The sequence below is a fragment of the Dolomitihabitans soli genome, assembly GCF_022213955.1.
Classification (GTDB): Bacteria; Actinomycetota; Actinomycetes; order Streptosporangiales; family Streptosporangiaceae; genus Streptosporangium_A; species Streptosporangium_A soli.
In genome coordinates this window covers 78,094-102,816 of record NZ_JAKNTW010000038.1, presented here as the reverse complement: position 1 = coordinate 102,816, position 24,723 = coordinate 78,094, and the positions used below count along the sequence as shown (strand labels likewise).

The 24,723-nt window shown below is 71.9% G+C and carries 24 protein-coding genes; 19 read left to right on the top strand and 5 right to left on the bottom strand.

Features of this window, described 5'->3' with window-relative positions; genetic code table 11:
* On the bottom strand, positions 1–292 hold a 292-nt coding region (locus MBA17_RS43270), incomplete at its 3' end, for a biotin carboxylase N-terminal domain-containing protein (RefSeq protein ID WP_274386862.1).
* A gap of 125 nt (positions 293–417) precedes the next feature.
* On the opposite strand from MBA17_RS43270, the gene MBA17_RS43265 reads away from it, so the two are divergent.
* A complete protein-coding gene (locus tag MBA17_RS43265) occupies positions 418–1,092 on the top strand; it encodes a TetR/AcrR family transcriptional regulator (protein WP_238503796.1) in 675 nt (224 codons plus the stop codon).
* Here the strand turns inward: MBA17_RS43265 and MBA17_RS43260 are convergent.
* Positions 1,089–1,619, bottom strand: coding sequence for a TetR/AcrR family transcriptional regulator (locus MBA17_RS43260; protein WP_238503795.1), 531 nt, complete (start codon positions 1,617–1,619; stop codon positions 1,089–1,091). The genes MBA17_RS43265 and MBA17_RS43260 overlap by 4 nt on opposite strands.
* Positions 1,620–1,703: 84 nt before the next feature.
* Here MBA17_RS43260 and MBA17_RS43255 point away from each other — a divergent pair, with 84 nt between their 5' ends.
* Complete coding sequence (locus tag MBA17_RS43255) at positions 1,704–2,606, top strand: TIGR03620 family F420-dependent LLM class oxidoreductase (RefSeq protein WP_238503794.1); 903 nt, start codon at positions 1,704–1,706, stop codon at positions 2,604–2,606.
* 89 nt (positions 2,607–2,695) lie between these two features.
* Here MBA17_RS43255 and MBA17_RS43250 read toward each other — a convergent pair whose 3' ends face one another.
* Entirely contained in the window at positions 2,696–5,623 is a 2,928-nt protein-coding gene (locus MBA17_RS43250) for a discoidin domain-containing protein (protein ID WP_238503792.1), read from the bottom strand.
* A 226-nt stretch (positions 5,624–5,849) separates the two neighbouring features.
* On the opposite strand from MBA17_RS43250, the gene MBA17_RS43245 reads away from it, so the two are divergent.
* The 15 genes from MBA17_RS43245 (at position 5,850) to MBA17_RS43175 (ending at position 20,126) form a co-directional block, all read left to right on the top strand.
* A complete protein-coding gene (locus MBA17_RS43245; protein WP_238503790.1) occupies positions 5,850–8,306 on the top strand; it encodes a glycoside hydrolase family 3 C-terminal domain-containing protein in 2,457 nt (818 codons plus the stop codon).
* Positions 8,303–9,334, top strand: a complete 1,032-nt coding sequence (locus tag MBA17_RS43240) for a LacI family DNA-binding transcriptional regulator (RefSeq protein WP_238503789.1) — start codon at positions 8,303–8,305, stop codon at positions 9,332–9,334. The genes MBA17_RS43245 and MBA17_RS43240 overlap by 4 nt, the downstream gene beginning before the upstream one ends.
* Before the next feature lie 411 nt (positions 9,335–9,745).
* A complete protein-coding gene (locus tag MBA17_RS43235; protein WP_238503788.1) occupies positions 9,746–10,408 on the top strand; it encodes a DUF305 domain-containing protein in 663 nt (220 codons plus the stop codon).
* Between the two features lie 77 nt (positions 10,409–10,485).
* Positions 10,486–11,247: a DeoR/GlpR family DNA-binding transcription regulator gene (locus tag MBA17_RS43230; protein WP_238503785.1), complete on the top strand. Its 762-nt coding sequence runs from the start codon at positions 10,486–10,488 to the stop codon at positions 11,245–11,247.
* Positions 11,244–12,185 (top strand): 1-phosphofructokinase, encoded by a 942-nt coding sequence (gene pfkB, locus MBA17_RS43225; protein ID WP_238503783.1) that lies wholly within the window; start codon positions 11,244–11,246, stop codon positions 12,183–12,185. The genes MBA17_RS43230 and pfkB overlap by 4 nt, the downstream gene beginning before the upstream one ends.
* Before the next feature lie 46 nt (positions 12,186–12,231).
* Positions 12,232–13,347 (top strand): mannitol-specific PTS transporter subunit IIC, encoded by a 1,116-nt coding sequence (gene mtlA / locus MBA17_RS43220; protein WP_238503779.1) that lies wholly within the window; start codon positions 12,232–12,234, stop codon positions 13,345–13,347.
* A 5-nt stretch (positions 13,348–13,352) separates the two neighbouring features.
* The gene (locus tag MBA17_RS43215) at positions 13,353–13,661 is read left to right on the top strand and encodes a PTS sugar transporter subunit IIBC family protein (protein WP_238503777.1); all 309 of its coding nucleotides are present in this window, start codon (positions 13,353–13,355) and stop codon (positions 13,659–13,661) included.
* Positions 13,654–14,115, top strand: coding sequence for a PTS mannitol transporter subunit IIA (locus MBA17_RS43210; protein WP_238503775.1), 462 nt, complete (start codon positions 13,654–13,656; stop codon positions 14,113–14,115). The genes MBA17_RS43215 and MBA17_RS43210 overlap by 8 nt, the downstream gene beginning before the upstream one ends.
* Positions 14,112–15,143, top strand: a complete 1,032-nt coding sequence (locus MBA17_RS43205; RefSeq protein WP_238503768.1) for a zinc-dependent dehydrogenase — start codon at positions 14,112–14,114, stop codon at positions 15,141–15,143. The genes MBA17_RS43210 and MBA17_RS43205 overlap by 4 nt, the downstream gene beginning before the upstream one ends.
* A gap of 22 nt (positions 15,144–15,165) precedes the next feature.
* Positions 15,166–15,450: an HPr family phosphocarrier protein gene (locus tag MBA17_RS43200; protein WP_238503765.1), complete on the top strand. Its 285-nt coding sequence runs from the start codon at positions 15,166–15,168 to the stop codon at positions 15,448–15,450.
* Positions 15,451–15,516: 66 nt separating this feature from the next.
* The gene (locus MBA17_RS43195; RefSeq protein ID WP_238503762.1) at positions 15,517–15,855 is read left to right on the top strand and encodes a PadR family transcriptional regulator; all 339 of its coding nucleotides are present in this window, start codon (positions 15,517–15,519) and stop codon (positions 15,853–15,855) included.
* Positions 15,852–16,760, top strand: coding sequence for a hypothetical protein (locus tag MBA17_RS43190; RefSeq protein ID WP_238503760.1), 909 nt, complete (start codon positions 15,852–15,854; stop codon positions 16,758–16,760). The genes MBA17_RS43195 and MBA17_RS43190 overlap by 4 nt, the downstream gene beginning before the upstream one ends.
* Before the next feature lie 75 nt (positions 16,761–16,835).
* The gene (locus tag MBA17_RS43185; RefSeq protein ID WP_238503759.1) at positions 16,836–17,744 is read left to right on the top strand and encodes a hypothetical protein; all 909 of its coding nucleotides are present in this window, start codon (positions 16,836–16,838) and stop codon (positions 17,742–17,744) included.
* Positions 17,741–19,459, top strand: coding sequence for a peptidoglycan-binding protein (locus MBA17_RS43180; protein ID WP_238503757.1), 1,719 nt, complete (start codon positions 17,741–17,743; stop codon positions 19,457–19,459). Before MBA17_RS43185 ends, MBA17_RS43180 begins: the two co-directional genes overlap by 4 nt.
* Entirely contained in the window at positions 19,452–20,126 is a 675-nt protein-coding gene (locus tag MBA17_RS43175) for an ABC transporter ATP-binding protein (protein ID WP_238503756.1), read from the top strand. The genes MBA17_RS43180 and MBA17_RS43175 overlap by 8 nt, the downstream gene beginning before the upstream one ends.
* Before the next feature lie 37 nt (positions 20,127–20,163).
* On the opposite strand, the gene MBA17_RS43170 is transcribed toward MBA17_RS43175, so the two are convergent.
* Entirely contained in the window at positions 20,164–21,345 is a 1,182-nt protein-coding gene (locus tag MBA17_RS43170) for an RNA-guided endonuclease InsQ/TnpB family protein (protein ID WP_238503755.1), read from the bottom strand.
* On the bottom strand, positions 21,338–21,739 hold the full coding sequence (gene tnpA, locus MBA17_RS43165) for an IS200/IS605 family transposase (protein WP_238503754.1): 402 nt from the start codon (positions 21,737–21,739) through the stop codon (positions 21,338–21,340). Before tnpA ends, MBA17_RS43170 begins: the two co-directional genes overlap by 8 nt.
* Before the next feature lie 154 nt (positions 21,740–21,893).
* Here tnpA and MBA17_RS43160 point away from each other — a divergent pair, with 154 nt between their 5' ends.
* Both MBA17_RS43160 and MBA17_RS43155 read left to right on the top strand, forming a co-directional pair.
* Positions 21,894–23,072 (top strand): ABC transporter permease, encoded by a 1,179-nt coding sequence (locus MBA17_RS43160; RefSeq protein ID WP_238503753.1) that lies wholly within the window; start codon positions 21,894–21,896, stop codon positions 23,070–23,072.
* Between the two features lie 243 nt (positions 23,073–23,315).
* Positions 23,316–24,410 carry a lytic polysaccharide monooxygenase auxiliary activity family 9 protein gene (locus MBA17_RS43155; RefSeq protein WP_238503752.1) on the top strand — a complete coding sequence of 365 codons (1,095 nt, stop codon included), beginning with the start codon at positions 23,316–23,318 and terminating at the stop codon, positions 24,408–24,410.
* Positions 24,411–24,723: the final 313 nt, after the last annotated feature.

Genomic DNA, 24,723 nt, shown 5'->3' with positions numbered 1-24,723 from the left:
CCGCCTCGATCACCGCCCGCGCGAACCCCGCGTTCTCCGCCAGAAACCCATAACCAGGATGAACCGCATCAGCACCCGACCGCCGCGCCACATCCAGCAGCTTCTCGACCGACAGATACGACTCCGCCGGCGTCCGCCCACCCAGCGCGTACGCCTCATCGGCCATGGTGACGTGCAACGCGTCGAGATCGTCCACCGAATAGACGGCGACACTGCCGAGGCCGGCGTCCCGGCACGCGCGGATCACGCGCACCGCGATCTCACCCCGGTTGGCGATCAGCACCTTACGCAGCGGCTGGGGGTTGCTCACTGGAGCCCTCCGAGGTTCCGTCAACGCAATCCTTGAGACTGAGTTTCATATGAACGATACTTAGTACCAGCAGGCCGTACAAGCCGCGGATCCGGGAGAATGGCCAGATGCCCAGATCGCCCGTCAGCCGGCGCCTCGCCGAGGCCGCGGTCGCGCTGTTCGGCGAGCGCGGCTACGACGAGACCACCGTGGACGACATCGCGGCGCGGGCGGGGGTGAGCCGGAGCACCTTCTTCCGGCACTACCGGTCCAAGGAAGACGTGATATTTCCGGATCACGATGCGTTGCTGGCGAAGGTGGACGCGCGGCTGCGGGCGTCCACCGCCGACACGGCGATCGTGGCCGTGTGCGACGCGGTCCGCATCGTGCTCGCGCACTACGTCGAGGACGCCGAGGTGTCGCTGCGGCGTTACCGGCTGGTCGGCCAGGTGCCCGCGCTGCGCGACCGCGAGATCGTCAGCGTCGCCCGGTACCAGCGGCTGTTCCGGGAATTCGCCGGCGACTGGCTGGCCGGCTCGCCCGACGCCCCGCTCCGCGCGGAGCTGATGGCCTCCTCGGTGGTGGCCGCGCACAACCAGGTGCTGCGGGGCTGGCTGCGGGCGAACGGCCGGCATGACCCCTTCGCCCCGCTCGACCGCGCCCTGGAGTACGTCATCACGACGTTCCGCCACCTGGAGAAGCCGCGCGACGCCGCCGAACAGGTCGTCGTGGCCACCTTCGCCCGCTCCGCCTCGCCCGACGCCGTCATGGACGCCATCCGCACGCACCTCGAAGAGCGTTAGGCGGCGCGCAGCCCTTCCAGGGTGAGGGTCAGCAGGCGGTCTCCCCTGCCGAGGTCGCCCGCCGCCAGCGAGATGCCGTGGACCAGCTGGAAGAGGTCGTCGACGGTCAGGTCCCGCCGGACGGATCCCGCCTCCCCGGCGCCGGCGAGCAGGCCGGAGGCGGCGGCGGCCATCAGCGCCGAGCAGTCGAAGCCGGACTCCTGCTCGGTGAGCATCATGGTGGCGCCCAGGCCGCGGTCGGTCACGGCGTGTGCCAGCAGTTCGTGCAGCCACGCGGTGAGCGCCTCTCCCGGCGGGAGTTTCGCGGCCAGGTCGCCGGCTCGCGCGCAGAGGGCCTCGATCCTGGTCCTGAACACCGTGGTGAGCAGCGACTCGCGGGTGGGGAAGTGCCGGTAGAGGGTGCCCGGCCCCACGCCGGCCCGGCGGGCGATCTCGTTGAGGGACGCCTCGGGACCTTCCTCGGCGATCACGTCGGTGGCCGCCGCCACGAGGTGGTCCCGGTTACGGCGTGCGTCGGCCCGCATCATCTGGTTTCCAATCGGAGAGCTTCTCCGTATTATAGGCGCAAGTTATCCGGAGACCTTCTCCGGATCATCTTTCAAGGAGACGGCGTGACGAACGTGGAACTCGGGCGTGTGGGCATCTGGACCTTCGCGCTCGACGGGCAGCCGGCCGCCCGGGTGGGCGAGGCCGCGGCCGAGATCGAGGAACTGGGCTACGGGACGCTGTGGTTCGGCGAGGGCTTCGGCCGCGACAGCGTGAGCCAGGCGTGGCTCACCCTGACGGCCACCCGGCGGCTGACGGTGGCCGCCGGGATCGCCAACATCGCCCTGCGCGACCCGATCGCGATGGCCGCCGCCGAACGGTCGATCAACGAGGCCCACCCCGGCAGGTACCTCCTCGGGCTCGGCGGGCACCGGGTGAGCGACACCCCCATCCAGATGAACGGCTATGTCATCCCGAGCCGGGGCAAGGCGGTCGCCACGATGGGCGCCTACCTCGACGCCATGGACGCGATCCCGCTGGACTCCGCGGCCCCCGCGCACCCCCCGCGGCGGATGCTCGCCGCGCTCGGGCCGAAGATGCTGGAGCTCGCCGCGCGGCGGACCCTCGGCGCCCACCCGTACTTCGTGCCGGTGGAACACACCCGGCGGGCGCGCGAGGCGATGGGAACCGGCCCGCTCCTCGCCGTGGAGCAGGCCGTGGTCCTGGACGCAGACCTCGGGAGGGCCCGCGAGGTCGCCCGGCGGCACGTCGGCTTCTACGCCGAGGCCGCCCCGCACCAGGAGGCCAGCCTGCGCAGGCTCGGGTTCGGCGACGCCGACCTCGCGGGCGGCGGGAGCGACCGGCTGGTCGACGCGATCGTGGCGTACGGCGACGCCGGCGCGATCGAGAAGCGGGTCCGCGAGCACTTCGAGGCGGGCGCCGACCACGTGTGCCTCCAGGTCCTGACCGCCGATCCGGCCGCGCTCCCGCTTCGCGAATGGCGCGAACTGGCCTTCCTGGCCGCCTGACGCCGATCGCCGGCCCGCCCGCGTCGCTCTCCGCCACGAGGAACGCGCGGGTACGGCGGGCCACGCGCGGGCGGCCCGCCGTACGAGGGTCAGCGGTAGACGCCGAACTCCCACAGCGAGTAGCCGTAGGCGGTGCCGCGCTGGGTCAGGTTGAGCCGGACGTATCTGGCGGAGGCGGTCAGGTCGAGTCCGTCGAAGCCGCCGTCGCCGGCGGTGACGGTGTGGGCGGTGGTCCAGGATGAGCCGTCGGCCGAGGTCTGGAGCTGGTACGCCTTGCCGTACGCGCCCTCCCAGCCGAGCTGGACGTGCTTGATCGGGGTCACCTGGCCGAGGTCGACCTGAATCCACTGCGGGTCGGCCCACTCGCTGGCCCAGCGGGTGGTGTGGTTCCCGTCGGTGGCCTTTGACGGGAGGAACGGGCCGCCGTCGCCGGTGGGCTGGTAGGAGGAGGCGGTGGTCGGTTTGCCGATCGCCACGTTGACGCCGTCGGGCACCGGCGGCACGACGCGGAACGAGCGCTGCTCGATGCCCACGTTGCCCTGGCCGTCGAAGGCGTAGACGTAGATCTTCCACACGCCCATCTGCTGCGGCGCGGTCACCGAGAACCTGCCGGGCCCGGTCTGGGTGAACCTGACGTGGTCGAAGCCGCGGTTGCCGTTGACGTGCTTGTTGCTCGCCATCAGGTTGTAGCGGACCGGGTCGCCGTCCGGGTCGGACACGGTGGTCGTCACGGTGAACTGCCCGCCCGCGGGGACGCTCGTCTGCGAGCCGACGGTCATCGCGGTGATCTCGGGCGGGGTGTTGGCGGACGCCTGGCCGGAGTACGCCTTCTTCAGCGCGTGGTAGCCGTGCCTGCGCCAGCCGCCGGTGAGGGTGTTCAGCCACACGCCGCCGAAGTCGTTCTCCAGCCCGTAGTGGAACTCGGTGGCGCCGAGCGCGACCCCGGGATGGCCCTTGATCGCGTTCCAGCTCGCCGTGTACTGGTCCCGCTTCTCCAGGTCGGACGGCTCGTCCGGCACCCCGTTCACGTCGTCGGGGACCTCCCACTCACCGTCGGGACCGCCCTCGGTGATGATGTACGGCTTGCCGTACCCGCCGTCGATCCACGCCTGCCTGACCCCGCCGATCGCGCCGTAGGCGTTGACCGCGAGCAGGTCCAGGGCCGGGGAGTGCGCCTTGTAGTAGGACCACGCGCCGGTCCAGGCGTCGGTCGAGGTGACCGGGTGGCCGGCGTCGGCGGCGTGGATGGCCTGGGTGACCTCGTTGACGAACTTGGCGTAGGCGACGCGCCGCTGCTCCACCACGTCGGCGGGCAGGCCGTGGTCCTGCATGGTCAGCAGGACCTCGTTGCCCACGTCCCACATGAGCACGCCCTGGCGTCCCTTGAGCGCGTTGACCCTGGCGACGATCTCGTTCTTGACGTTGGTCTTGTAGGCGGTGTCGTTGACGTAGTCGGCCCCCTGGTTCAGCCAGTGCCCGACGATGACCTTGATGCCGTGCCGCGCGGCCTGGTCCAGCAGCGCCGGGGTGTGCGTGTCGTCCACGCCCCAGATGCGGATGGTGTTGACGCCCATGGCCTTCAGGTCACGCAGGTAACCGTCGCCCGCCGCCTGCGGCGGCCCATAGGTGAGCCCCTTGATCTCGTACGGCGAGCCGTTCACGGTGAGCTGCCAGTTTCCCTGCCCGCCGGTGACCCTGACCGTGCTCGGGCCGGCGGGGACGGGCGGATCGGTCATCGGCGCGGGCGTGGCGCCCTGCCTCCGGGACACCGTGACGGAGTCCACGCTGAGGACTCCGCCCGAGGTGGTGGCCGCCGCGGGCGTGGTGGATCCGGCCACGGCGTTGGGCAGCGAACCGCCGATCGCCAGGTCGAGCCGCAGGTAGAAGCCATGGTGGACGGCGGCCCGCCAGGCGGCGACACCGACCTGGCTCTGCCGTACCACCCAGGTCTGCCTGCCGTCGAGGTAGAAGCGGATCTCCTCGTCGGTCTTCGTCCTGTCGATGATCTGGGTGTACTCGTGGTAGCCGGTCTGGCAGCCCTCGCAGGTGGCCAGGCCGCTGGTGCGGCCGTTGTACTCGTTGCACACGCCGTCGGGGGCGGTGCCGCAGTGCAGCGTGTTGGAGAGCTGGTCGCGGCCGTTGACGTCGGTCATGATGTCGGTCTCGCCGACGCCCGGCCAGTTGTTGTAGTCGCCCCGGTAGGCCGCCCCCGTCGCGCGGAAGCCGGGCCAGTAACCCAGGGGGTTGGCGACGGAGGGCTGCTTGAGCACCGCGCTGAACCTGAGCTGCTCTCCCGGCCGGGGTTCGAAGTCGGTGCGCTGGGTCTCGATCCGGCCCGAGGTCCAGTTGCCCGCGCCGTCCCTGATGGCCTTGATGGAGAGCTTGCCGGTGCCGTCGAGTGAGACGTTGGCGGGGGCGGCGCTCATGGTCTCGACCTCGCCGGTGCCCCAGTTGGCCGGGCCCCCGGGGTACTGGGTGCCGGTGCGCAGCAGCCAGTTCGCGCCGGCGGGCGAGGTGCCCGCCGCGCCGGTGAAGTCGTCCTTCCAGACCTCGGTCCAGTCGCCCGGCCCGGAGTCGGTGCCGGTGTTGACGGCGAACTCCCAGAGGGAGTAGCCGTAGCCGTTGGCCCTGGCCGTGCCGTACATGCGCACGTAACGGCCGCTGCCGGTCACCGCCAGGGTCTGCGTGCCGCCGGGGCCCGTGGTCGTGGAGTAGACGTCCGACCAGGACGATCCGTCGTCGGAGAGCTGGATCTTGAACGCCTTGCCGTACGCGGCCTCCCAGGTCAGCACCACCTGGCAGACCTGCTGGACCGACCCCAGATCCACCCGCAGCCACTGCGGGTCGGCGAACGCGCTCGACCACCGGGTGCCGGCGTCCCCGTCGACCGCCGCCGCGGCGGGAGTGCCCGCTCCCTCCACCGAGGAGGCCGTCACCGGTCTCCCCGCGGCCGCGTTCACCACACCACACGCGGCCGCCGACGCCGGCGGCTGGACCGCCACCAGCGCCGACGCCACTAACGACAGAACAAGCAGGACAGGACTTCGACGTGGACGCACGGGTCTCTCCTCGGAACGGGGGGTGTGGGAGAGCGCTCTCCCGTGCAGCCTGTCCTGCCGGATCGACGGTTGTCAAGACCCGGAAACCTGCCGGAAACGTGGGTTCGGCCGCCATTGACACGTGGGGGGCCCAGCGCTGACCCTGGGTCAGGGAGAGCGCTCTCCCAGACAAGGGGAACCTGACGTGACCGACGAAGATCTCGACCACCTCGTGGAGAAGCTGGACCTGGAGCGGAAGGTGCGGCTGCTCGCCGGGGCGACGGTGTGGCGCACGCACGCCGAGCCGGACATCGGCCTGCGCGCCATGCTGACCTCCGACGGCCCGATCGGCGTACGCGGCGAGGGCTGGGACGAGCGGCGCACCTCGCTGGCGCTGCCCTCCCCCACCGCCCTCGCCGCGACCTGGGACGAGGAACTGGTCGAGCGGCTCGGCGCCCTGCTGGCCGCCGAGGCCAGGCGCGTGTCGGTGGACATCCTGCTCGCGCCCGCGCTCAACCTGCACCGTTCCCCGCTCGGCGGCCGGCACTTCGAGTGCTACTCCGAGGACCCGCTGCTGACCGGCCGGATCGGCGCGGCCTACATCCGGGGGGTGCAGGCGGGCGGGGTGGCGGCGACCGCGAAGCACTACACCGCGAACGACTCGGAGACCGAGCGGCTGACACTCGACGCGCGGGTCGACGAGCAGACCCTCCGCGAGGTGTACCTGGCTCCCTTCGAGGCCGCCGTCGAGGAAGGCGTCTGGGTGGTGATGTCCGCCTACAACGGGGTGAACGGCACGACCATGTCCGAGAGCCCGCTGCTGGACGAGCCACTCAAGGGCGAATGGGGCTTCGACGGGGTGGTGGTCTCCGACTGGGGCGCGATCCGCTCCACGACGGCCTCCGCCAGGGCCGCCCAGGACCTGGCCATGCCGGGCCCCAACGACCACTGGGGGGACGCGCTGGTCGCCGCCGTCCGCGCGGGCGAGGTGCCGGAGAGCGCCATCGACGACAAGGTCCACCGCCTGCTCCGCCTCGCCGTCCGGGTCGGCGCCCTCAACGCCCCGGCCGACCAGCCCCCGCCCGACGGCCCGACGCGGGCCGGCGACACGACGCGGGCCGGCGACGACCTCGCGTTGCTGCGGCGGACCGTGGCGACCGGGAGCGTTCTGCTGCGGAACGAAGGCGGGCTGCTCCCCCTCTCCCCGCCGGACCTGCGGCGGGTCGCGGTGATCGGCCCCAACGCGGCCGTCGCCAGGATCCAGGGCGGCGGCAGCGCCGGGGTGTACCCCGAGGGGGTGGTGTCGCCCCTCGACGGCATCCGCGCCGCCCTCGGGGACACCGCCGAGATCGCGCACGCGCCCGGAGTCACCACCTCCGACCGGCCCACCCCGCTCGACCCGGCCTACGCGGTGAACCCGCGCACCGGCCGGCCCGGCGTCCTGGTCCGGCTGCTGGACGCCGATGGCGCGGAACTGCACGCCGAGCACCGGCTGACCGGCCGCATCCTCGAACCCGCAATGATCGACGGAGCGGTCACGGTCGAGATCAGCGCCCGGCTGCGCCCCGCCGTGGACGGCCGGTGGAACCTGGCCGTCGCCGGCTGGGGCCGGGTACGGCTCGAAGCCGACGGGGAGGTGCTGGTCGACGAGGAGGTCGAGCGCGACACCGACGATCCGGCCACGGTTCACCTCTCCCCGCCCTACCGCCGTGTCCCGCTCCCCCTGACCGCGGGCCGGGAGATCGAGGTGCTCGCGCGGCGCCGGCTCGATCCGGGCTCGGGGCGCGCCTCGGTGCTGGCCGCCGATCCGCCGAAGGCCGACGACGAGACGGGCATCGCCACCGCCGTCGAGCTCGCCCGGACCTGTGACGTCGCCGTCGTGGTGGTCGGCACCACGGAGGAGATCGAGAGCGAGGGCTACGACCGGGTCACCCTCGACCTGCCCGGACGCCAGGACGAGCTGGTCCGCGCCGTGGCCGCGGCCAACCCGAGGACCGTCGTGATCGTCAACTCGGGCGGGCCGGTCACCCTGCCGTGGCGCGAGGAGGTGCCGGCCGTACTGCTGAGCTGGTTCCCCGGCCAGGAGGCGGGGCACGGGCTGGCCGACGTCCTGTTCGGCGTCGCCGAGCCCGGCGGGCGGCTGCCGACCACCTGGAGCGACACGGCCACGGTCGGCACCGCCCCCATGGACGGCAGGCTCGACTACGCGGAGGGCCTGGACCTCGGGCACCGGGCCTGGCTGCGGCGCGGCGACCGCCCGGCCTACTGGTTCGGGCACGGCCTGGGCTACACGTCCTGGTCCTACGAGGCCGTTTCGGCGCCCGAGGAGATCGGGCCGGACCAGCCCTTCCCGGTCCGCGTACGGCTGCGCAACACCGGGGCGCGAGCGGGCCGCGAGATCGTCCAGGTCTATCTCGCGAGGCCGGACTCCACGGTGCGGCGGCCGGTGCGATGGCTCGCGGGGTACGCGCCGGTCGAGGCCGGGCCGGGCGAGGCGACCGAGGTGGAGGTGGAGATCCCGGCGCGGGCCCTGCGGCACTGGGCGGACGGCGGCTGGCGGACCGAGCCGGGGAATCTGACGATCATGGTTGGCCGCTCCGCCAGCGATCTCCCCCTGACTCTGGGGAGAGCGCTCTCCGGTCGTGCTATAACAACCGTATGACTGGTTCCCCGACGCTGGAGGACGTGGCACGGGCGGCCGGCGTCTCCCGCGCCACCGTCTCCCGCGTGATCAACGGCATCCGCAACGTCGATCCCGTGATCCAGGAGACGGTCCGGGAGGCGCTCGCCAGCACCGGCTACGTCCCCAACCAGGCGGCACGCTCCCTGGTGACCCGCCGTTCCGGCGCGATCGCCCTGGTCGTCTCGGGCGCGGGCGGCGACAGCGAGGAGCACCCCTTTCCCAGCAAGGTCTTCGCGGACCCGTTCTTCGGTCGCGTCGCCGACGGGATCGTGGGGTTCCTGCGCCCGCTGGGCATCCATCCGATCCTGATGTTCGCCGAGACGGCGGAGGCGCGCGGCCAGGTTCTGACCTACCTGCGACAGGGCAACGCGGACGGGGCCGTGCTCGTCTCGACCCATGCGGACGACCCGCTGCCGGGGCTCGTCGTCGAGGCGGGACGGCCCGCCGTGCTGTTCGCGCGGCCGTTCGAGCCGATCCCGATCAGCTATGTCGACGTGGCCCACCGGACCGGCGCGAAACTGGCCGCCGACCACCTGATCGCCCGGGGCCGCACCCGGGTGGCGACCATCTCGGGCCCGCTCGACGTCCCGGCCGGGCAGGATCGGCTGGCGGGGTTCAGGGACGCGATGGCCACGCACGGTCATCCCTACATCCCCGCCGCCGAGGGCAACTTCACCCGCGACAGCGGCGAGGCGGCGATGGAGCGCCTGCTCGCCGAGGATCCCGGCCTCGACGGGGTCTTCGCCGCCAACGACCTGATGGCCCAGGGCGCCCTCCAGGCCCTGCGCCACCACGGCAGGCGGGTGCCCGACGACGTCGCGGTGGTCGGCTTCGACGACAGCAGCGCGGCGCTGGCCTGCCGCCCCGCGCTCACCACGGTCCGCCATCCGGTGGAGGACATGGCGGCGGAGATGGGCCGGCTGCTGCTCGCCCACGTCGAGGAGCCCGGCCGCCGGGTGACCTCGATCATCTTCGAGCCGACCCTGGTGGTCAGGGACTCCTCCTGAGCCACGCCCAGCACCGGGTCGGCTCCGGGACCTCGGCGAGAGCCGCGAGGATCTCAGCACCGCCGGCCGACCTCGGCGAACCGGTCGATTCTCGGTCTCCGCGCCCGGCCCGACAGAGGTCCATGCGTCCGAATCCGCGCTGACCGGCACGCGATCTTCGTGCCGTGGAACGCGGCCCCCTACGGCGGGCCGCACCCCCTGCGCATTCCCGATCGACGGAGAGCGCTCTCCGAACGATTCGGCGGAGCGCCGCGACGGGAAACGGTTCTCGATCGCCGCCATCTCACAGCGATGCGGATGAGCATTGACACTCCGGACAGGCCGGGGCACTCTCACTGGAGAGCGCTCTCCCACCCACCGTCCCGAGGAGCCGCCCGTGCGTCCCCCCAGAAGCCCGAAGCCGGCCAGGCCATGACGTATCGCCGCCAGCCGGTGAAGACGACCTCCGCCGGCGTCGCGCTGGCCCTGCTCCTCGCCCAGGGATGCGCGACGGCGCCTCCGGACCCCGCCGTCACGACCCCATCCATAGCGGCCCCGAACGCCCCCGCCCAGACCCCCTCCCTCGCGACCCCGGACACCCCGCCCCAGACCGTCCCGAGCGTCGCCGGCCCGCGAAAGGGCTTCAACGGCACCGACGTCGCCTGGCTCCAGCTCACGATCGCGATGGACGAACAGGCCCTGCTCCTGTTCGACCTGGCCACCGAACACGCCACCGAACACGCCACCGAGCGCGCCGCCGACCCCGCGATCCGGCGGCTGGCCGTACGGCTGCGCGAGGAGCACGCGACCGGGCTCGTCAAGCTCCGGCGAGCGCGCGACCGGGCGGGACTGGACGCGACGAACCCGCACGAGGGACACCTCATGCCCGGCATGGTGACCGCCGCGAACCTGGCCACCCTCCGCAAGGCGACCGGCACCACGTTCGACCGCCTCTTCCTGAAAGCCCTGCGCGACCACCTCGCCCAGACCGCCCTGCTCGCGGGTTCCGCACGAAAGGCGGGCCAGGGCGTGCGAACCCTCGCCAAGGCCGTGGAACGCGAGCGGCGGCACGCGACGACCCTCCTGCCCGGCTGATCCGCACACCCTTGACCTCCCACATACTCGGGTATAAACAAAGGAGAACCAACACGAAACGGTGGTGAAGCCACACCATGTACGCCGAGGAGCGGCAGCAGGAGATCCTGCGCCAGGCGCGGGGCAGCGGCCGGGTCGACGTGGTGACCTTGGCGGAGGAGTTCGCCGTCACCACCGAGACGATCCGCCGCGACCTGACCGCTCTGGAGCGTGCGGGCGTGCTGCGCCGGGTGCACGGCGGCGCCATCCCGGTGGAGCGGCTCGGCTTCGAACCCGCGCTGGCCGCGCGCGACGAGGTGCTGACGGCCGAGAAGGAGCGGATCGCCAAGGCCGCGCTCGGCGAACTGCCCGAGGACGGCGCGATCATCATCGACGCGGGCTCGACCATGGGCCGGTTCGTCCAGGCGCTGCCGATGGACCGCGAACTCACCGTCATCGTCAACTCCCCGCCGCTCGCCACCGCGCTCGCCACCAGGGCCAACCTCAGCGTGATCATGCTGGGCGGCCGGGTGAGGGGCAGGACCCTGGCGACGGTGGACGACTGGGCTCTCCGGCCGCTCGCCGAGTTGCACGTCGACGTGGCGTTCATGGCGACGAACGGCTGCTCGGCCGCCAAGGGGCTGACCACCCCCGATCCCGCCGAAGCGGCGATCAAGCGGGCGATGATCGACGCGGCGGAGCGCAGCGTGCTGCTCGCCGACCACACCAAGTTCACCAACACCTACCTCGCCCGTTTCGCCGCACTGTCGGAGATCGACGTCGTGATCAGCGACGACGGGCTCGATCCGGCCCTCGCGGCCGAGCTGACGGCGGCCGGCCCGGAGGTGCTGCGCGCATGATCCTCACGCTGACGCTCAACCCGAGCCTCGACCGCACGATCGAGGTGAGCGCGCTGAGGAGAGGGGCGGTGATCAGAGCGGGGGCGGCGCACCTCGACCCCGGCGGCAAGGGCGTCAACGTCTCCCGCGCGCTGCTGGCCAACAAGGTCAGGTCGTGCGCGGTCGTGCCGTACGGCGGAGACGAGGGGCGCAGGCTGATCAGCCTGCTGTCCGGCGAGGGCATCGACATGATCACCGTGCGGGTCGCGGGCGTGACCCGGTCCAACATCTCGCTGGCCGAGCCCGACGGGACCGTGACGAAGATCAACGAGCCGGGCACCGCGCTGTCCGCGGCCGACCTGGACACGGTGGCCGAGGCGGTACTCGGCGCGGCCCGCCACGCCGACTGGGTGGTCGCCTCGGGCAGCCTTCCGCCGGAGGTGCCCGCCGACGTCTACGCCCGGCTGTGCCGGAGGTTCGCCGGCGCGGGCATCCACGTCGCGATCGACACCAGCGGGCCGGCGCTGGTCGCGGCGGTGGCGGCGCGGCCCGCTCTGATCAAGCCGAACCGCGAGGAACTCGCGGAGGTCACCGGATCGCCGATCACCTGTCTCGGCGACGCGATCGCGGGGGCGCGCACGCTGCGGGCGATGGGCGCCGGCACCGTGCTCGTCAGCCTCGGCCCCGACGGCGCCGTGCTCCTCCAGGACGAACGGGTCAGTTACGGCAGGTGTCCCGTTCCCGAGCCGCGCAGCACGGTCGGGGCGGGTGACGCCATGCTCGCCGGGTTCCTGGCGGCGGGCGCACGCGGGGAATCCGCACTGGTGGAAGGGCTGGCCTGGGCGACCGCCGCGGTGGGCCTGCCGGGCAGCCGGATGCCGTCGCCCGCCGACATCCATCGCGATCGGGTCCGCATCACACCGGTGGACCCGGCACTGCCGTTGCGGTCCGGGGGCTGACAACGGCGTACCACCCCCCGTCCTCACCCCGGAAGGAGCGCTTCAGATGGCCAACGGCTACACCCCCACGGTCCAGGGGACCGGAACGAAGGCCACCATCCAGCGGATCGGCGGACATCTCGCCGGCATGATCATGCCCAACATCGGCGCGTTCATCGCCTGGGGTCTGATCACCGCGTTGTTCATCCCCACCGGATGGCTGCCGAACGAGTCGTTCGCCGCGCTGGTCGACCCGATCATCAAGTTCCTGCTGCCCATCCTGATCGGCTACACCGGCGGCCGGATGGTCCACGAACAGCGCGGGGCCGTCGTCGGCGCCGTGGCCACCATGGGCGTGATCGTGGGCGCGGACACCCCGATGTTCCTCGGCGCCATGATCATCGGCCCGCTCGCCGCCTACCTGCTGAAGCGGATCGACGCCCTGACCGAGGACCGGATCAAGCCCGGGTTCGAGATGCTGGTGGACAACTTCACCGCCGGCATCGTGGGAGCCGCGATGGCCCTGCTCGGCGCCTGGGGCATCGGGCCGATCGTCAGGACCATCACCGAGGTGGCGGGGAACGGCGTCGACTGGCTGGTGAGCAACCAGCTGCTGCCGGTGGCGTCGGTGCTGATCGAGCCGGCCAAGGTGCTGTTCCTGAACAACGCCATCAACCACGGCGTACTGGGGCCGCTCGGCGTGGCACAGGCCGCGGAGACCGGCAAGTCGATCCTGTACATGCTGGAGTCGAATCCCGGCCCCGGGCTCGGGCTGCTCCTGGCCTACCTGTTCTTCGGCCCCCGCCCGCTGCGTCCCAGCACCCCGGCCGCGATGATCATCCACTTCTTCGGCGGCATCCACGAGATCTACTTCCCCTACGTGCTCATGAAGCCGCGACTGATCCTCGCCGTGATCGCGGGCGGCGCCGCAGGCGTGTTCGTGTTCCTGATCACCGGCTCCGGCCTGGTCGCCACCCCGTCGCCCGGAAGCATCTTCGCCTTCCTGGCGGTCACCCCGAGGGGCGGCTGGCTCGGTGTCATCGCCGGCATCCTCGTCGCCACCGGGGTCTCGTTCCTGGTCGCCGCGGCGCTGCTCGGCTTCGGCCGGGGCGCCAGGCAGGAGGCCCAGGACGAGACGGCAGCGGAGACCGACGCCCAGCAACCCGTCACCAAGGAGGCATGACCCTCATGGCCAGCATCGAGAGCAAGGACATCCGCAAGATCATCGTGGCCTGCGACGCGGGCATGGGCAGCAGCGTGATGCTGGCCAGCCAGGTGCGCAAACAGCTCAAGGGAACGCAGATCCAGGTCGAGCACACCCCCGTGAACTCCATCCCCGACGACGCCGACGTGATCCTCTGCCACGTCGGCCTGGCCGACCGGGCCCGCAAGAGCGCGCCGGGCAGGGTGCTCGTGCCGTTCCAGGTCTTCATCGGCGACCCGGCGGTCACCAAGCTGATCAGCACCATCAAGAGCGGCGGCACCGTCGATGCCTGAGACGGCGCCGCTCCCGCTCGATCCGAGGGCCGTCCGGCTCGACGAGACGGCGGCGGACCGCGACGACGCGATCCGCCAGTGCGGCCGTGCCCTGCTGGAGACCGGCGCGGTCGCCGAGCCGTACATCGCGACCATGCTCGACCGTGAGCGGTCGATCTCCACCTACGTCGGCGAGGGGGTGGCGATTCCGCACGGCACCCTCGCCGGCAAGGACGTCGTGCACCACGACGCGATCTGCGTGCTGCGCTTCCCCGGCGGGGTCGACTGGGACGGCGAACGGGTGACGGTGTGCGTCGGCATCGCCGCCAAGGGCGACGGCCACGTGCGCCTGCTCTCGGAGCTGGCCCGGATCCTGCTCGACCCCGGCAGCGCGCGGGCACTGCGCGCGGCCACCGAGGTCGGCCAGGTGCTCGAACTGCTGCTCCCCACCGCCGGAGAGGACACCGAGAAATGAAGGTCGCCCGTTTCCACGCGCCCGGCGACATCCGCGTGGAGGACGCCCCCGAGCCGGTCGCGGGCCCCGGCGAGGTCAAGATCCGGGTCCGCGACTGCTCCACCTGCGGCACCGACGCCAAGATCTACAAGCACGGCCACCATCACATCAGGCCGCCGAGGGTGATGGGGCACGAGATCGCCGGAGAGGTCGTCGCGGGCCCCGCGGGCTGGCGTCCCGGCGACCGGGTCCAGGTGATCGCCGCCATCCCCTGCGGCCGCTGCGGGGAGTGCCGCCGGGGCCGGATGACGGTGTGCGAGAACCAGGAATCGATGGGCTACCACTACGACGGCGGCTTCGCCGAGTTCATGGTCGTGCCGGCCAAGGTGCTCGCCGTCGACGGCCTCAACCGGATCCCCGAGGGGGTCGGGTTCGCGGAGGCGTCGGTGGCCGAGCCGCTGGCCTGCGTGCTCAACGGCCAGGAACTGGCCGGCGTCGGCACGGGCGACGACGTGGTGATCATCGGCTCCGGCCCGATCGGCTGCCTGCACGTACGGCTGGCCAGGGCGCGCGGCGCGGCGCGGGTCTTCCTGGCCGACATCAATCCCGAGCGGCTGGCCATGGCCGCCGACCTGGTCGCGCCGGACGAGGCGATCCGCGGCGACCAGACCGACGTGGTGGAGGCGGCGCTGAAGCTGACCGGCGGCAAAGGCGCGGACGTGGTGGTCACGGCGGCGGCCTCGGGCGCCGCCCAGCAGCAGGCGATCCAGCTGGCCGCCCGCCGGGGCAGGATCAGTTTCTTCGGCGGTCTGCCCAAGGACGCGCCGATCATCGAGCTCGACTCCAACCTGGTGCACTACCGGGAGCTGATGATCATCGGTGCGAACGGTTCGAGCCCGTCGCACAATGCCCGGGCACTCCAGCTCATCGCCACGGGAGCCGTGCCCGTGGGCGACCTGATCACTCACCGCCTCCCGCTGGAGCAGGTCCTCGACGGGATCGGCATCGTCAGCCGCGGCGAGGCGATCAAGGTCACCGTCGAACCCTGAACCCTCTGGAAGGGAAGTCGCCATGCCGACGAGAACCGTTGCCATCGCCTCCAGCAGCGGCCTGCACGCCAGGCCCGCCAAGATCTTCGTCAGGGCGGCGGCGAAACACGAGGTCGCCGTCCGGATCCGGGTGGGCGACGGCGACCCGGTCCCGGCCAACAGCATGCTCGCCGTACTCGCGCTGGGCGCCACGCACGGCGCGGTCGTGACGCTCGACGCCGAGGGGCCCGGCGCGGAGGAGGCCCTGGCCGCCCTCGCCGACCTGCTGGCCAGGGATCTCGACGCGGGAGAGCCGGCGGGCGCCTGACCCCGGCCTGGTCCGGCTCTCCGTCCGGATTGACCATACTTCGCCGCACGAAGTATGGTCGGCGGTATGGCAAAGGGATCACCTGCCGTCAGCGAGCCGACGTTCTTCATCCTGGCGGCTCTCCTCGACGGCCCGCTGCACGGGCACGGCATCATCAAACAGGTCCTCGCGCTGTCGGAGAACCGGGTGAAACTACCCGTCGGCACGCTGTACGGGGCGCTCGACAGACTGGCCGCCAACGGGCTGATCGCGGTGGAACGCGAGGAGGTCGTCGACGGCAGGCCCAGGCGTTACTTCCGGCTCACCGACGAGGGCGGCACCCTGGTCGCCGCGGAGGCGCTGCGGATGCAGCAGGCCGCCTCGGTGGTGACCGGGCGCACGCTTCCCGGATCGGCGTTCGCGTGACCGTCGGGACGACTTCATCCGCCCGTGTGCTCGAACGGCGCTACCGGCGACTGCTCGTGGCCTACCCGCCGGACTACCGTTCCGGGCACGGCGAGGAGCTGATCGCCACCCTCATGGAGACCGCCGAGCCCCTCCGCTCCGCGCCCTCCCCCACCGAGTCCGCGGCGCTGGTCGCCGGCGGGCTGCGGACCCGTATGATCCAGGCCGCGCGGGGGCCCGCCTGGGACGACGGGATCCACCTCGGTGTCACCGCGCTCGCCGTGGCGTGCTTCGCGTCGCTGGTCCCCTATGCCGGCTCGATCCCGTTGTGGGTGGCGTTGTCGGGGGTCACCACCTGGGCCGTCATACGCGGGCGGGTACGGCTCGCGCTTCCGCTCGTCGTGCTCGTCGCGACCAAGGTGTGCGCCATCGCGGTGGGTTACCCGTGGCTGGACGAGACCCTGTTGCCGATCTTCCCCGACTCGGTCTGGGGCGGTCCCGCGCTGTTCGCCGGGGGTGGTCCCATCGCACCGGTGGCCGCCTACGCGGTGATCTTCCTCGGCCTGGCGACGCTCGCCGTACGGGCGGGGCCGTCGCCGAAACGCTCGTGGCGGTGGTGGCCGGCGGTGCCGCTGCTCGCGGGCGCGAACACGGAGACCTGGTCCGTCGCGGAGCCCACGGGCACGCCGGGCAGGATCGCCCTGGAGATCACACTGCTGCTCCTGGCCGTCTGGGCCGCTCACGTCAACGGCGATCCGCGCTGGGCGATCGCCGCCGGGGTCTACCTGGCGGCGGAGTTCGCCGAACTCGCCGAGGGCCTCGCCTACGCCACCCGCCAGGACCTGGCGCACTGGGGCCTGCTCGTCTTCCTGACCGCCGCCGCCGTCGCGGTGACCCACCGGGCCCGGCGGCACATCCTGCTCTGACCCTTCTCGGACACGGGCGGCGCCGGCACCTCCGGCGCGCCCTTTCACACCCCTGCCCACGAACCGAGGTTTCGCATGCCCAAAATCCCCCTGGCACTGGCACTGGCCGTGGCGTTGCTCGGCCTGCTCACCGCCTGCGGAAACACCGCCACGCAGGCCGGCCGGGAGCCCTCGCCGACCGGACAGGAACCCGAGCGCCGCATCGAGACGATGATCGCCGACTGCATGAAGGAGCAGGGCTTCAAGTACGTCCCCTACGTCGAGCCGTTCTTCGAGGGGACCGACGAGTCGCGCAGGCGGAGCAACGGCGACTACGAGGCGATCAAGAGGTTCCGGGAGAAGAACGGTTACGGGATCTACGCGATCTACGTCTACCCGCAGGAGTTCCACAATCCCATGGTCGAGCCGGACGAGACGGCCAAGCCGAAGGTCGTGAACCCCAACTTCAAGATCCGATCTTCGCTGTCGAAGACCCAGACCCTCGCCTACGAAGACGCGCACGATCGCTGTTACGTCAAGGCCGTGAAGAAGGTGCTGGGCAAGGACGTCAAATCGATGATGGACCGCTTCGAGCAGGCCGACGCGAGGGCGAAGCAGCTCGTCGCCCGGGAGCTCGACGGCGAGCCGCGGCTCGCCGAACTGGCCGCCGCGATGGGATCCTGCCTGAAGGCCAAGGGCTACACGATCGGCTCGACCAAGCCGACCGCGATGGCCGGGCGCGGCCCGAAGCGGTTCAACGACGAGAAGGCGCCGCTCGGCGAGAAGATCCCCGAGGACACCCGCAAGCGGCTGGAGCAGCCGGAGGGCGCACGCTACGAACCCGACCTGAACGCCGACCAGGCCAGGCCGTACCTCGCCAGGGAGATCAAGGACGCCCTCGACGACCTGGAGTGCGGCAAGGAGTTCTACCTCGCATTCCTGCCCGCGGAGCTCAGCGTGCAGCAGCGCGCCTACCGGGAGTTCGGCATGGGGTTCCGGAATTGAGGTCCCCACGCCGGGTGCTCGGCGCCGTCGTCGCCGGCGTGGTGGTGATCGCCGGGGCGGGATGGGCCCTGGGCACGCGACTACGCTCCCCTGCCGACGAGGCCGCGCTCCGCCAGGCCCCCGTGCCCTCCCTCGTCACCGCGCCGGTCGTCAAACGCAAGCTGACCAGCACGGTCGCGGTCAACGGCGCCCTGGAGTACGGCTCGCCGGTGGCGATCTCGCTCGCCGGGGTGGTCGGCGGCGGCTCGGCCACCGGAACGTCCGCCGGCCCGGCCCTCCAGCGGGTCACGCGAGCGCCACGCCGAGGGACGGTCACCGAAGGCAAGGTCCTGATGGAGGTCAACGGCCGGCCGGTGTTCACGCTGCGGGGTTCGGTGCCGATGCACCGGACGATCGGGCCGGGCGCCAGCGGCGCCGACGTCCGCCAGCTCCAGCGGGCACTGCGCAGGATGGGGTACGGCGGGCCCGCGTCGGGTGTGTTCGACGCCGCGACCGCCGCGGCCGTCCAGCGCTGGTACGGCAAGCGGGGTTACCGGGCGCAGGAACCCGATCTGGCCGCCCGGCAGACCCTCGACCAGCTGCGCCAAGCCGTACAGACCGCGGAGGAGGACCTGCTCACCGACCGCAGGGCGCTGGCCGCCTCGAAGGACGTCAAGTTGCTGAAGACGAAGCTCGGCAACGCGCGTGCCGAGTTGCGCACCGCCGAGGCCGACCTCGACGAGGCCGAGGCGCTGGAGGTCGCCCCCGAGGACGCCCGCCAGTTCGAGGAGCTTGGCCGGGCCCTGCGCGGCGCCGAGGAGGAGCTGGCCGCCGCCGAGCAGGCACTCGCGGCGGCGAAGCCGGAGGACGACAAACGGCTGCTGGAGCTGAAGGTGTCCAACGCCAGGGCGAACCTGGCCGCCGCGCGGGCAAGCCTGGAGCTCTTCGCCGAGCAGGCGGCCGATGCCAGGGGCGAACGGCTGGAGGAGCTGCGCACGGCCGTGCGGACCGCGAAGGAGGCGGTGCTCACCGCCGATCAGGCGCTGAAGCAGGCCCGCGAGACCGCCCCGCTCCGGTTGAAGATCGTCAACGGCGGGAGGAACGTGGCGCGCGCCAAGGCGAACCTGGCGGAGTACCGCGAGTCCTACGGCGTCAGCGTCCCGCCCGGCGAGATCGTCTTCCTGCCGAAACTACCCGCCAGGCTCGACCGGACCTCGGTGCAGGCGGGCGCGGCCGTCGGGGGTGCCGTCGGCACGGTGACCAGCTCGACCTTCGCCGTCACCGGGTCGGTCGACGACCAGGAGGCCGAGCTGCTGCGCACCGGGATGAAGGCCGTCATCGAGACCGAGCAGGACAAGCGGTTCCCGGCCAGGCTGACCGCGTTCGGTCCCGGGGCCGAAACCGGTGCGGAGGAGAAGAAGGAGGACGAGGAGGACTCCGCCGATCTCGGATCCGTCCCCGTCCTGCTCACGCCTGCCGCCGCCAAGGGCCTGCGCGCCCTGGCCGGCGTCCCGGTCACCGTGCGGATCTCCGTGGGCGAGACGGACGGCGAGGTGCTCACCGTCCCGGTGGCCGCCGTGGTCACCTCCGCCGACGGCCGGCCCCGCGTGCAGGTGGAGTACGCCACCGACCGCACCCGCGACGTCGAGGTCCGCACCGGCCTGACCGCCGACGGCCAGGTCCAGATCACCGGCGACCTGCGGGAGGGCGACCGCGTCGTGATCGGCAATGGGTGACGCGGTCATCGCGCTGCGGGACGTGTCGCGGGTGTATCCGGCCGAACCGCCGGTACACGCCCTGTCGGAGGTCTCCCTGAGCGTGGGGCGGGGTGACTACGTGGCCATCGTGGGCCCCTCGGGGTCGGGGAAGTCCACCCTGCTCAACACGCTGGGCCTGCTGGACCGGCCCACCTCGGGCTCCTACTTGCTCGACGGGATCGAGACCACGGCGATGAAGGAGGGGGCGCGGACCCGGCTGCGCGGGAGCCGGATCGGGTTCGTCTTCCAGTCCTTCCACCTGCTGCCGCAGCGCACGGTCGTGGAGAACGTGATGCTGGCCGAGATCTACGGGCGGCACCGGCGGCGAGGGCGGCGCGGCCGGGCCGTACAGGCGCTGGAGAAGGTGGGGCTGGGGCACCGCCTGGAGTTCCTGCCCGACCGGCTGTCCGGCGGCGAGCGGCAGCGGGCCGCGATCGCCCGGGCGCTGCTCGGCGAGCCGTCCCTGCTGCTCTGCGACGAGCCGACGGGCAACCTCGACAGTCAGAACACGGGCCTGCTGCTCGACCTGTTCGACGAGTTGCGCGAGCAGGGGCTCACCCTCGTCGTGATCACGCACGAGGACGAGGTGAGCACCCGGGCCACCCGGCGGGTGCGGATCACCGACGGCGTACTGAGTGAGGAGTGAGGTGACTCCTCCGCCCCGTAAACGAGGCGGCTTCTCGCTAAGCCGCTACGGCGTCGCGAAGGGCCAGCCCGGCCCTGAGGATGTTGATCGCCGCGTTGACGTCGGCGTGCGCCTCGTGGCGACACGCCGTACAGGCGAACTCGGCTTGGCTGGGGCGGTTGTCCTTCGCGCAGTGCCCGCAGCGCGAGCACGTGCGGGAGGTGTTGCGAGGGTTCACCGTGATCAGCTCTCGACCGGCACTTTCAGCCTTGTGCGACAGGATCGTCAGGAACACCCCCCAACCCGCGTCCAAGATCGAACGGTTGAGGCCGGACTTCTGCGCGACGTTGACGCCGGGCGCGTCGATCGTGCCGGACGCCGACCGGGTCATATTCGCGACCTTCAGGTCCTCATGCACGATCACGTCATACGTGCGGACCAGCGCGAGCGCGGCCTTGTGCGCACCGTCGAGACGCTGACGGCGAACCTTGCCGTGCAGGGCCGCCACTCGGGCGACCGCCTTACGGCGGCGCTTGCTGCCGCGCTTCTTGCGGGCGAGGTCTCGCTGGGCACCAGCCAGACGCTCGGCCGAAGCGGCGAGGTGGCGCGGGTTGGCCAGATGCTCGCCGCCGCTGGTGGTGGCCAGCGACGCCACACCCAGGTCGATCCCGGCGACCGCTCCCGTTGCGGGCAGGGGTTTCGCGGGCACGTCATCGCAGGAGAGGATCACGAACCAGCGGACGCCTTCCCGCTTCACGCTGATCGTCTTCACGATGCCCCGCACCGGCCGGTGCTGGTGCACCCGGACGTGTCCGACGCCTTGAAGGCGCACGTAGACGGCGGTCGGGTGGTGGGGCTGGGAGCCCCAGCGGCAGCCGTCACCGTCCTTCGGCCACTCAACCGTGTCGAACCGGCCGCGCCCCTTGAAACGCGGGAACCCCGGCGCGTGCCCCTCGCGGACGCGCTTGAAGAACGCCGCGAACGCCTTGTCCAGGCGGCGCAGCGTGGCCTGCTGGGAGGAGAACGACCAACGTCCCTGCCCGCCGGAGTCGTCAGCGCGGATGTGCTTCAACTCGCCGGATTGGTCGCCGTACCGGACGCTCACGCCCGCTTTCCGGTAGGCGGTGCGGCGGTGCTCAAGGGCCGCGTTGTACAGCTGCCGATGATCCTCCAGGCACTGAGCGAGCACCGCCGACTGCGCGCTGGTGGGGCGCAGCAGGAACCTGAACGACCTACGCACGGCCACCGCCCTTGGATGCCCGCTCGTACCGCGTCCGCATGTACCGCTGCACCGTCACGGCGGATACGGCGCCGGCCGTGGCCACGAAGTACGACCGCGACCACAGCGTGGGCAGTCGGGAGTACAGGTGGTGCGAGGTGAAGTCTTCGGACTGGTTCGCCACCTGCGACGGCGAGTTCTTCGGGTGCGGCGCGACGAACAGATGCACGTGGCCGGGCATCACCTCAACCGTCACGACCTCCCAGCCGTGCACACCCGCCTTGGCGCGGATCAACTCCTCAAGGCGGTCCTTCACCCGCCCACCCTGAACCGGGCGGCGGTATTTCGGGCACCACACGACGTGGTATCCGAGGTCATACGCCGCACCGGGGGAGGTGCGCACCTGACGAGCCACCCGATCATCATCACAGTTCCGCACATCCAACGCGCGACGAACGGGGACCTTTGATGCGCAGACCAGGCGGGTCACTGCACGCTCGGGCCTTGGCGGCCCTCCCGCTCCTGATTCCCCCGTCGCCTAAAGGCGACGATCCCCTCGGGAGTAGCTGATGGACCCCCGCGATCTCTGGTCGGAGGCGCTGGCCGGGATGCTCGCCAGGCCGGTGCGCTCGGCGCTCACCACGCTGGGCACCGTGCTCGGCATCACCACCCTCGTCATCACCCTGGGCATCGCCGCGACGGCCGGAAACCAGATCGTCGGCCGGTTCGACGAGCTGACCGCCACCTCCATCACCGTGGAGGTGCCGACGAGCGAGGACGGCCCGCTCGTCGCCTGGGACTCCCCCGGCGAGCTCACCCGGCTGCGCGGTGTGACCGCGGCCGCCGCCGTCGCCCAGAACACGCGGAGCTCCAACCTGTCGGTGCGGTCGAACACCCTGGTGGACCCCACCCGGGTCACCGACCAGAGCCTCGCCGTGGTCGCCGCGACGGCCGGCCTGCCCGGCGCGGTGCTGGGGCGCATGGTCGCGGGCCGCTTCTACGACGAGGGGCACGTACGGCGGCGCGACCGCGTGGTGGTACTCGGCGAGCAGGCGGCGAAGATGCTCGGCGTGACCAGGCTGGAGGGAGCGCCGGCCGTGTTCGTCGGTGACCGCGCCTACACCGTGATCGGTGTGCTGGGCGGGTTCCGGCGCGACCAGGCGCTGTCCACAGCCGTGATCGTGCCGCCCACCGTGGGCCGGGAGTTCGGCCTGAAAGACGTGACCCGGGTGCTGGTCAACACGAGCCTCGGCGCCGCCGAGCTGATCGCGTCGCAGGCCCCGCGGGCGCTCAGTCCCGCCTACTCGGCCCAGCTCCACGTGCTCGCGCCGGCGAGCCCGACCCGGGCACGCGACGCGGTGCAGGACGACGTCAACGGGCTGTTCCTGATCCTCGGCCTGGTCTCGCTGGTCGTCGGCGCGGTCGGCATCGCCAACGTCACGCTGGTCACCGTGATGGAACGCATCGCGGAGATCGGGCTGCGCCGCGCGCTCGGCGCGGCGCGCAGGCACATCGCCGGCCAGTTCCTGCTGGAGTCGACCCTCACGGGCCTGGCGGGCGGGGTGGTGGGGGCGAGTCTCGGGGTGCTCGCCGTGGTCGCCGTCTCCGCCGCCAGGCAGTGGACGCCGGTGCTCGACCTGCGCCTGGCCCTCGCCGCACCGGTCGCCGGCGCCTTGGTGGGCCTGCTCGCCGGGCTGTATCCGGCGCTGCGCGCGGCCAGGATGGAGCCGGTCGAAGCGCTCAGGTGACCACCCGTTGCGGGAGCGGGGGCGGCGTGTTTCAATGCGGGTACGCGAGTGCCGGTGGCCATCTTCTCCAGTCGACGTCAATGCTCGGGCGGGCAGAGTCGCAGGAGGGCGTGCGGCAGACGGCGGCGTCGTGCGCCGCCCTGCCGGGCATCCCGGAGTCCCTTCGGCATGATCCCGGCCGGGCGCAGGGCCGCGCAGTCCGGGCGCCCGCCTGCGGGGGCCCGTACCCCGAAAGGGAATTCGTTGACATCGAGATCCATCGCGGCGATGGTCCTCCGCCGCCGCCTGTGGGTGCTCGCCGTGGCGGTGGTGGTCGCGCTCGTGGCCACAGTCCTCACGCTGCCCCAGCAGGCGACCGCGCACGGCGTGACCATGGTGCCGGGCAGCCGTACCTTCCTGTGCTGGAAGGACGGCCTGCGGGACAACGGCCAGATCATCCCCTACAACCCCGCGTGTGCGGCCGCCGTCGCCCAGGGCGGCACGAACCCCCTCTACAACTGGTTCGGCGTGCTCCGTTCCGACGCGAACGGCCGTACCTCCGGCTACATCCCCGACGGGCAGATCTGCGGCGCGGGAACCACGACGTACGCGGCCTACAACGCGGCCCGCACCGACTGGCCCACGACGCACCTGACCTCGGGCGCGAACATCCAGATCCGGCACAGCAACTGGGCGGCGCATCCCGGCAGGTTCGACCTGTACGTGACGCGTAACGGCTGGAATCCCAGCTCGCCGCTGGCCTGGAGCGATCTGGAGAAGTTCAACACCGTCACGGACCCGCCCCAGTCGGGCGGCGCCGGCGCCCTCAACTACTACCACTGGAACGCGCAGCTGCCCTCGGGGAAGACCGGCAGGCACATCATCTTCGCCCACTGGATCCGCTCCGACAGCCAGGAGAACTTCTACAGCTGCTCCGACGTCCTCTTCGACGGCGGAAACGGCGAGGTCACCGGTGTCGGCCCGGGCGGCACCCCGCCGCCCACCACCCCACCGCCCAACACGCCGACGCCCACCAACCCGCCCACCACGCCGCCGCCGGGCCCGCTCTCGTGCACGGCCACGGTGACCGCCACCAACACCTGGTCGAACGGCTTCCAGGGTGCCGTCACCATCAAGAACAACGGCACGACCCCGATCAACCAATGGTTCGTGCAGTGGTCGATGCCCATGGGCATCACCATCAGTCAAAGCTGGAACGGCACGCACATGCAGAGCGGCCCGACGGCGATGATCCATGCCACGACGTGGAACGCCACCCTCGCGCCGGGTGCGACGGCCACCGCCGGGTTCCTCGCCAACGGGGGGAGTCCGACGTTCAGCGACATAACGTGCGGCTGATCCGGTAGGAAGCGCGCACGGCCGGGCGGGGGGGGGGGGGGGTCCCGCCCGCCCCGCGGGGGGGGTGGTGGGGGGGGGCCCGGTGAGCGGGTCGGCCGGGCCCCGGGCCGGCGGGGCGGGGGTGTCCCGCCCCCCGCCCGGCCGTGCTTTCTGTTCGGGCGGGCCCTTCGCAGGGGCAAGTCGTACCGCGAGCGGTGACCGCTTCTCCAGGCGCACCACCTCCTCGGTCCGACGGAACCCGGCCGCACGGGAGCGCTCCCACGCATGTTGGTCGGGACATTACTTCCGCGACCCGCCCGCATCGAAGCATCGA